The sequence below is a fragment of the Sedimentitalea sediminis genome (assembly GCF_042687825.1).
Lineage (GTDB): Bacteria > Pseudomonadota > Alphaproteobacteria > Rhodobacterales > Rhodobacteraceae > Sedimentitalea.
This window is the reverse complement of the sequence record NZ_JBHUQE010000040.1, coordinates 1-9315: the sequence shown is the minus strand read 5'-3', so window position 1 is coordinate 9315 and position 9315 is coordinate 1. Positions and strand designations below refer to the sequence as shown.

The following is a 9315-nucleotide window of genomic DNA, read 5'->3' as shown; positions in this document are numbered from 1 at the left end:
CGCCTTCCGCATGAACAAGCTCGGCTGATCAGATGACCGGGGAAATTTTTCCTGGCTGCGCCGACGGTAAAGTGGCGAACGCGCCCATTTCCATAGCCCTTTTTGCCCGCCACCTTTCGGTGTGCCGCCAACCGATTTCGCTGTCAGGCCACAGGATACCCCGCAATTTGCCGATTCCGCCGGAACGATCACGACACGCGCCTAAGGATAGAGACGCCAAGCCAGAATTCCGACGGTGCGAGAATAAACTCAGACAAACTCAAACGAACAAGGAGACAAAAGATGTCTAACAATACAAGCGTCAGCGAGCTGGTTGCCAAATCCCGTGCCGCCCTGCCTGCAATGTACGAAAAAACCCAGGAAGAAGTCGACGAGATCATGCGGGTCATCGGCAAGGTGGTGCATGACAACGCCGTTCTGCTGGCGGAAATGGCGGTCGAAGAAACCCGCATGGGCAACGTTCCGGACAAGATCGCAAAATGCAAATCGAAATCGGAACTCATTTATCTGGACTTGCGCGACAAGAAGACCGTCGGTGAAATCCGCCGCGACAAGCAACGCGGTATTCTGGAATATGCCGAACCCGTCGGTGTGGTCGGGGCTCTGATTCCGACGACCAATCCGGCTGTGACCGCAATGAGCAACGCGATGTTCGCCATCAAGGGCCGGAACACAATCATTCTGTCGCCGCATCGCCGGGCCTATGACACGATCAAAAAGACGATGGATCTGATGATCGAGGTCGGCAAGGAAGTCGGCCTGCCGGAAAATGCCATTCAGATGATCAAAACGCCGTCGCGCGAGGGGACGCGCGAACTGATGTCATCGGTCGATGTGGTGCTGGCCACCGGCGGCACATCCATGGTCCACGCCGCCTATGCCAGCGGCAAGCCGTCCTATGGTGTGGGTCCCGGAAACGTGCCGGTCGCGATCCATCCCACGGCGATGCTGGTGAATGCGGTCGAATGCATCATCAAGGGCAAATCCTATGACAACGGTTTGATCTGCGCCTCGGAACAGGCCGTCTTTGTCCAGGCCGAGCAATACCAGCAGGTACGGGACATCTTTATTTCCAAGGGTTCCTTTTGGGTGGACGGCGCGGACAAGGCCAAGCTGAAAGACCTGATGTGGGTCGACGGCCATCTGAACGGCGACATTGTCGGTCAATCCGCCGAGCGTCTGGCGGAAATGGCCGGGTTCGAAGTCCCCGAAGGCACGCGCATTCTGCTGGTCCCGGAAACCAAGATTGCCCCGGACGAGATCTTTTCCAAGGAAAAACTCAGCCCGGTGCTGGCCATGTATAAATACGATCATTGGCAAGAGGCGATCGATGGCTGCGAGGCGATCCTGAAAAACGGTGGCGAAGGTCACTCTGCGGGCATTCACTCGAAAGATCACGATTCTTCGCGCGCCTATGCGATGAGAATGCCGGCCAGCCGCATTCTGGTGAACCAGACCACTGCGACCAACGCCGGCGGCAGCCGGGAAAACTCGCTGGTGCCGACAACCACGATGGGTTGCGGCAGTTGGGGCAACAACGCGACGTCGGACAATATCAGCGCCGAGCATCTGATCAACATCAAACGGCTGACGTTCAAACACGCCTATCTGCGCGACACGTCGACGATATTTGACAACACAATGTTCGGATCGGAAACCTGATATGAAATCCCTAAGCTTTCAAACGACCCGTTCGGTTTTGGCCGAAGTCGGGGCAACCGCAAAAATAGGCGAGATCATGGCGTCGCGCGGCTGCAAGAAGGTCGCATTCGTCACCGATGCGATGATCCTGGATCTGGGGCTGGCGAAAGCCGCCCTGGACGGGCTTGAAGCCGCGGGCCTGGAGGTCTGGCTGTTTTCAGAGGTGCAGCCGGACCCGCCCGAAGCGATGATCTTGAACGCTGTCGCGCAGGCGCGTGCCGCCGGCGTGGACGGCGTCGTTTCGGTCGGCGGCGGCTCGTCGATGGACACGGCAAAGCTGATCTCGGTTCTGCTGAACACCGAGCAGCCCCTTGCAGAAATGTATGGGGTCAATCTGGTGCGCGGCGAACGGCTGCCATTGGTTCTGGCCCCCACGACAGCCGGTACCGGTTCCGAGGTCACACCGATTTCCATCGTCACGACCGGGACCAACGAGAAAAAGGGCGTGGTGTCGCCACAATTGCTGCCGGACTGGGCCATTCTGGATGCCGAACTGACCGTGGGTCTGCCTGCCGCCGTGACCGCGGCGACGGGCATCGACGCCATGGTGCACGCAATCGAGGCGTTCACGTCGAAGCGGCTGAAAAACGTCGTTTCTGACTGCCTGGCCAAACAGGCGCTGGAATTGCTGGGCGCCAATATCCGCACGGCGTGTTTCTCGCCCGAAGATCGCGATGCCCGGGGCGCGATGCTGCTGGGGTCGATGCTGGCGGGGATCGCCTTTACCAATGCGCCGGTCGCGGCCGTTCATGCGCTGGCCTACCCTCTGGGTGGCCATTTCCATGTGCCACACGGGCTGAGCAATGCCCTGGTACTGCCCTATGTGCTGGAATTCAACATGCCGGCGGCGCAGCCGATGTATGCCGAACTGGCACCGATCATCTTTCCGGAACTGGCCGGGAAATCGGAACAGGCGCGCGCCGAGGGTATGGTCGCCGGATTCCTGCAACTGGGTCCGGAACTGGGCATGCAGTCACGGCTGACCGAGGTCGGCGTCAGTCATAACAACCTGCCGCGGTTGGCGGAGGATGCGATGAAACAAGAACGACTGCTGATCAACAATCCCCGTGAAATGACGTTGCAGGCCGCGCAAGAAATCTACGAAAAAGCGCTTTGAGGTCAAAGACATGTCAGATGAACCTACCTATACAAATCCCTTCTTCAGCGTCTGGGCGAAATCCCAGATGCAGATGCTGGAGGCACAGGCACCGTTCTGGAAACACATGGCCGACGCAGCCGCGCCGCCGGGTGAGGGCAGCGATCTGGTGAAATCCGCCGAAGCCGTCTGGCAGAAATCCTGCAACGATGCCCGTGATTGGATGATGCGAATGGCCGGCAAGAACGTCTTTGCAACGTCCGAAAACGGAACCGGGCAGGAGATCCTGCAACGCATGATGGATCCGGGCCAGTTTCTTTTTGCCGGCTCGGACGAGATCAATCAGACCATCCAGAAACTGGTGGAAGGGCCCGAGTTTGCCGATATCGGCACTTTGGAGCGGCAGGGCCTGAAGGCGACACAGGAATGGATTTCCCTGCGAGAGGCCAGCGCCGAATACCGGATGATCACGGCCGAGGCCTGGCGCCGGGCCTTCAAGCGGTTTTCGAAGGCCAACAAGGATGATCCGGATATCTGGAACGAGGGCGCGCGCGCGCTTTTGAACCGGTGGATGGAAATCGCGAATGACGAGTTGATCGCGACACAGAGGACCGGCACATTTCTGGACGCGCAGCGCAAACTGCTGCGGGCGGGTGTCGAATATCGTCTTCGCGAACGCGATCTGGTCGAAACATGGTGCGAAGCACATTCGATGCCCACACGCTCGGAAATCGATGATCTGCATGCCCTGGTCTACCAATTGCGCCGGGAACTGCGCGCCCTGAAAAAACAGGTCGCCGCGTCAGCCGGCCCGAAACCCAAAACCAAAGCGCGCACGTCCCGGACCTCCGGAAACTGAGCGGAAGGCAGAGTGAAAATGACAACCGACAAAGGCGAACCCAAAATCTCGGTTCTTGAGGAGATGTGGGATTTTTCCAAGAAATACAGTCAGGGCGCGGCCGCACTGACCCGTATCAAGGATTCAGACATCGATGTGGGCGCGACCCCCAAAGAACTGATTTTCGCGCAGGACAAGATGTCCCTGTATCACTACAAACCGCTAACGGGCAAAAAGGCCAAATCCCAGCCGGTTCTCATCGTCTATGGATTGATCGGGCGCTACACGATGGCCGATCTGCAGGAAGATCGCTCGCTGGTGCGCAATCTGCTTGAGCGCGGCGTAGACCTCTACGTTGTCGATTGGGGCCATCCGAACCGGTCGGATCAGAACCTGAAACTGGACGACTATGTCGATTGGTATCTGGACGATTGCATCGACAAGATCAGCGAAGAGGCCGGTGTGGATGCCGTTACATTGCTCGGTATCTGCGAGGGCGGCGTATTCTGCAGCCTGTATGCGGCGGCCCATCCCGAAAAGGTCAAGAACCTGATCCTGACGATCACGCCGATCGATTTCCACGGCGACAAGGACGATGCCGAGGAAACCCATGGTTTCATCAATCTGTGGACCCGCAATCTGGAAGACGACGATATCCGCAAACTGGTCAAGGCCTTTGGCAATCTGCCAGGCGAGATCATGGCCTCGGTTTTTCAGATGATGACCCCGATGCGCAGCCTGACCAAATACAACCTCGACCTGTTGGACGTGGCGGCCGACGAAAAAAAGCTGTTGAATTTTCTGCGCATGGAGAAATGGCTGGCCGATCGTCCGCATCACCCCGGGGCGGCCGCCCTTCAGTGGCTAATCGAACTGTACAAGGAAAACCGTCTGATCAAGGGCGAGTTCGAGATGTCCGGGGCGCGGGTGGATCTGGGCAATATCACGATGCCCGTCCTGAACGTCTATGCCCTGCAGGATCACATCATTCCGCCGCCCTGTTCGCAGGCTCTGAAAAAATACGTCGGGACAGAAGATTACACCGAGATCGCTTTGCCGGGCGGGCATGTGGGCGTCTACGTCAGTTCGAAGAGCCAGGGTATCGTCGGAACCGGTGTCTACGATTGGCTCATGAAACGTCAATAGGGGCGGAAAATGGCAAACAAGGTTGTATCGCCGGAAGAGGCTGTCTCGGTCATTCGTGACCGGGATACCGTTTCCGTGTCCGGATTTGTTGGTATTGGCACCCCCGACGAATTGCTGATCGCATTGGAAAAACGGTTTCTCGAAACCGGACACCCGCGCGATCTGACGCTGGTCTTCGCCGCGGCTCCGGGGGACGGGGCAGATCGTGGCCTCAACCGCCTGGCGCATGAGGGGTTGGTAAAACGCGGCGTCGGCGGACATTGGTCGCTGGTTCCCAAGCTGGCCAAAATGGCGGTCGACAACAAGATCGAGGCGTACAATCTGCCTTTGGGCTGTGTGTCTCAACTGTACCGTTATATCGCCGGCGGCAAACCGGGACTGCTGTCCAAGGTGGGGCTGCGGACCTTTGTCGATCCGCGACTGGCCGGCGGCAAGATCAATGACAGAACCCGCGAAGACTTGATCTTCCTGCAGGAGATCGATGGCGAGGAGTGGCTGTTTTACAAGAGCATCCCCATCAATGTGGCCCTGTTGCGCGCCACCACGGCCGACCCGCGCGGCAACGCCACGATGGAGCGCGAAGCGCTCAAGCTCGATGCGACCTCGTCGGCAATGGCCGCGCGGAATTCGGGTGGCGTCACCATCGTGCAGGTCGAACGCATAGCCGTCGAAGGATCGCTGAAACCCAAGCAGGTACTCGTTCCCGGCGCAATCGTGGATTGCCTTGTGGTCTCGGAACCCGAAAACCACGTCCAGACCTATGCCACCCCGTATTCGCACGCCTTTTCCGGCGAACTCAGAGTGCCGCTTGGGGAACGTTCCGCGATGCCGCTGGATTTTCGCAAGGTGATCGCCCGGCGCGCGGCCATGGAACTGCCAATCGGCGGGGTCNAACCCGAAAACCACGTCCAGACCTATGCCACCCCGTATTCGCACGCCTTTTCCGGCGAACTCAGAGTGCCGCTTGGGGAACGTTCCGCGATGCCGCTGGATTTTCGCAAGGTGATCGCCCGGCGCGCGGCCATGGAACTGCCAATCGGCGGGGTCGTCAATCTGGGCATCGGCATGCCCGAAGGCGTTGCCACGGTCGCCGCCGAAGAAGGTCTGCTGGAAAGCGTCACGCTGACCGCCGAGCCTGGCGTGATCGGCGGCATGCCGCAGGGCGGGCTGGATTTCGGCGCCGCGCTCAACCCCGAAGCGATCATCCAGCAGAATGTCCAGTTCGATTTCTACGATGGCGGCGGGCTGGACCTGGCCTGTCTGGGCATGGCGCAGACCGACCGCAACGGCAACGTGAACGTGTCCAAATTCGGTCCTCGGTTCGCCGGGGCGGGGGGGTTCATCAACATCAGCCAGAATGCGCGCCGGCTGATCCTGGCCGGCAGCTTTACGGCCGGTGGACTGAAGGTCGCTTTTGACGAGGGACAGGTCAGGATCGTGCAGGAGGGCAAGGTCAGCAAGTTCGTCGACAAGGTAGAGCAGGTGACGTTTTCCGGGGAACTGGCGGCAGAGACCGGGCAGCAGGTGCTGTATGTCACCGAGCGCTGCGTCTTTCGATCCAGCCCTGCAGGTCTGAAACTGGTGGAAATTGCGCCGGGCGTCGACCTGGAAAAGGACATCCTGGCGCATATGGATTTTGTTCCCGAGATGGACGACCTGGCAACCATGGATTCGAGGATATTCAGGTCCGGTTCGATGGGGCTCAAGTCGCAATTGCTGAATGCCCCGATCACCGACCGGATCAAACTTGATCGCAGCCGCCACCGGTTGAACATCAACCTGCAGGGATATGACGCCGCGACGATCCAGGACATCGACAGGATCGCCGAACGGGTCACCGAGCTTTGCGCACATCTCGACGCCAAGGTCGACATGATCTGTTGGCTGGACGGGTTCAAGCTGGCCTCCGGTCTTGAAAAACAATGGGCCGACATGATCTCAAAAATGGAGAACGCCTATTACCGCAGTTCGACACGCTATGCGCGCAACGCCTTTACGCGGCTGCGGTTTGCCGCCGTGCTGACCCAAAAAGAAGTTCCGTTGCGCCTGACCGAGGACGCGATCCTCAGCGGAGCGCACCCTTGAACCAGATGACTTGCCAAGGAAAGGGTGGTCACACCTTGTCACCTCGTGATTGTTCGGTCCGCAGTATCAACCGGCATGGCTTTCACACGCTGCGCTATCGCGACTGGGGCGACCCGGATTCCGATCGGACCGTGCTGTGTTTTCACGGGCTGACCCGAAACAGCCACGATTTCGACCCGCTGGCGAAATCCATGTCGCGCGATCATCGCGTCGTCTGTCCCGACATCGTCGGCCGTGGTCGCAGCGATTGGCTGGCACGGGATTCCGGGTATCACCTGGTGCAGTATAATTTCGATGCGGCTCTGCTGGCCGCCCGGGTTGGCGCGCCTCACTATGGTTGGATCGGTACCTCGCTTGGCGGTTTGATGGGAATTTCCCTGGCTGGCATGGAAAATTCACCGATCTCCCGTCTGGTCATCAACGACATTGCTCCCGAAATCCCACTCCCGGCATTGCGGCGGGTTTCCCGCTATATCAGGAACAAGACCTTTGAGGATCTGGAATCGGCCGAGGCGCATTTGCGCGAAACGCTGGCCCCGTTCGGACCGATGACCGACCGGGACTGGAAACGCATGGTCCAGACAAGCACCTACCGCGACCAAGACGGTATCCGCATGGCGTTCGACCCGGGAATTTTCAGCAACTTCCAGAACTATTGGCTGATGAGCCATTTCAACCTCTGGCGCTATTGGGAACGCATAACCTGTCCGGTCCTGATCCTGCGCGGCACAGAGTCGGATTTTCTGCCGTCGCATCTGCTGGACAAGATGATCGACCGGCTGCCCCATGCCGACGTGATCGAGTTCGAAAATGTCGGCCACACGCCGACGCTGAATGCCGCCGAACAAATCGAACCGGTCCTGGCATGGTGGCGCGGCGCGGCCGGGTACAAAACCACGTCACCCTGACGCGCGCGCCGGGATGGCTGCGCCTGGGCTGCGTAGACCGACGCATCCGGGCTTGCAAACTAGCCTCCGCGCAAGGCGACAGCATGTGGATGCATGACCCAAACGACATGGCGTTCCGGCCAGGTCACTTGGCCGGGAACCAAACCCATGTCGAAGAATCGACGCGATGTCCCGACGGCGGCGAAGAAAACGTCTGCGGCTGTTTTTGTGTGTGTCCCGTGCGATACCAGAAACACTCCTAAAAGAGGACCGCTCAACGCGGAAGACCTGCGTGTCGAGGTGACGAAGCGCAAGGTTTGCGACAAGACCGGGCATCCTCGGCCCGCAGTACGCATCGCGAATCTTTTGCCCGCCAACGCGGACAGACCGGCGAAAACACCGGCAGAAAAAACGTAGCAGAGTTTCGGTAGACTTCGTTACTTGCTGAATTTCTCAATGAAACCTGCGGCAAATGGCGGTGGACGCAGTCTGGAGCGAACCGGTCGCAGCCCTGTTTTCCCTGTTAACAGGGAAAAATAGGGAAAATTCGCAATTTTTGGCTGAATCTGGGTGATTTGGGCGATTTCCGTGAGCGTTTACAGTGAGTTATAAGGCCTTCCCCTGTTAACTTGATAACAGGGAAAGATTAAGGAGGAACAGGGAAGGGAGGTGGCGAAACAGGGAAGTGCGTAACCTGCGAAACTTATGACGGCGCCGAGGACGTAGTTGCTATGCCGAAAGGCCGCTTTCTGAGCATGAGCGGTCATCAACTTAAATAGCAGCGAAGGTCGGCTCGGAGCCCTTATACAGTATGCTGCATATCGCACAAACTGAAGCAAGGCGCGCTAAGCCGACATTCGCAGCCCGAACCGAACCTTTCATTCCAATGATTGGAAATTCCGCATATTGTTGGTCCGGTTGCTAGGTGGTTAAAACTGACGTAGGCCTGTCATCCCGAGACAAATTCAACACTCCAAAAAACAACAAAATGAAATACCCCTAGTTTCCTAGACACCTGCCTGGTTCAGTTTGGGCTGTCGGATTTCGAAGTCAACGGGCGACGGCATGCCGTTGTTGGTGTGTTTTCGCTTCGGGTTGCAGAACATCTCGATGTAGTCGAACATCCCGTCTGGCGTCGTCGCATGTCGGGTCGGGGCGTCGCCTGATCCGTTCCCGTTTCAAAAGCGGAAAGAAGCTCTCGGCGACAGCGTTGTCGTGACAGTTGCCACGTCGGCTCATGCTGGGGTCGAGATTGCGCTGGCGTAGAAACGTCTGCCACTCCCGGCTGGTGAACCGGGAACCCTGGTCGGAATGCACCATGGCCTGGCCAGCGGGCTTTCGGCGCCAGACGGCCATCAGCAAAGCTTGCAAGGCGAGGTCTGTGATCATGCGAGATTGAGCAGCCCCCCCACCACGCGGCGGGCGAACAGGTCGATGACGACACACAGATACAGCCAGCCCTCGGGGGTCTAGATGTAGGTGATGTCGGTCACCCGGACTTGGTCTGGCAGGGCGACGTGGAACTGCTGCTCGAGCTTGTTCCCGGCCACGATGGTTGGCCT

Annotated in this window: 6 protein-coding genes and 1 pseudogene; 6 read left to right on the top strand and 1 reads right to left on the bottom strand. The window is 58.6% G+C overall.

Going from position 1 to position 9315, the window contains the following annotated elements; all coding sequences use genetic code 11:
* Positions 1-282 precede the first annotated feature (282 nt).
* The 6 genes from ACFMPD_RS17065 (at position 283) to ACFMPD_RS17040 (ending at position 7774) form a co-directional block, all read left to right on the top strand.
* The gene (locus ACFMPD_RS17065) at positions 283-1662 is read left to right on the top strand and encodes an aldehyde dehydrogenase family protein (RefSeq protein ID WP_380997098.1); all 1380 of its coding nucleotides are present in this window, start codon (positions 283-285) and stop codon (positions 1660-1662) included.
* A gap of 1 nt (position 1663) precedes the next feature.
* Complete coding sequence (locus tag ACFMPD_RS17060) at positions 1664-2818, top strand: iron-containing alcohol dehydrogenase (RefSeq protein WP_380997095.1); 1155 nt, start codon at positions 1664-1666, stop codon at positions 2816-2818.
* A gap of 10 nt (positions 2819-2828) precedes the next feature.
* Positions 2829-3656, top strand: coding sequence for a poly(R)-hydroxyalkanoic acid synthase subunit PhaE (locus tag ACFMPD_RS17055; RefSeq protein ID WP_380997092.1), 828 nt, complete (start codon positions 2829-2831; stop codon positions 3654-3656).
* Between the two features lie 18 nt (positions 3657-3674).
* A complete protein-coding gene (gene phaC, locus ACFMPD_RS17050) occupies positions 3675-4781 on the top strand; it encodes a class III poly(R)-hydroxyalkanoic acid synthase subunit PhaC (RefSeq protein ID WP_380997089.1) in 1107 nt (368 codons plus the stop codon).
* 9 nt (positions 4782-4790) lie between these two features.
* On the top strand, positions 4791-6866 hold the full coding sequence (locus tag ACFMPD_RS17045) for an acyl CoA:acetate/3-ketoacid CoA transferase (protein WP_380997086.1): 2076 nt from the start codon (positions 4791-4793) through the stop codon (positions 6864-6866).
* Between the two features lie 35 nt (positions 6867-6901).
* The gene (locus ACFMPD_RS17040) at positions 6902-7774 is read left to right on the top strand and encodes an alpha/beta fold hydrolase (protein ID WP_380997084.1); all 873 of its coding nucleotides are present in this window, start codon (positions 6902-6904) and stop codon (positions 7772-7774) included.
* Between the two features lie 986 nt (positions 7775-8760).
* On the opposite strand, the pseudogene ACFMPD_RS17035 reads toward ACFMPD_RS17040, so the two are convergent.
* A pseudogene (locus tag ACFMPD_RS17035) lies at positions 8761-9315 on the bottom strand (IS3 family transposase); the annotation flags it as partial.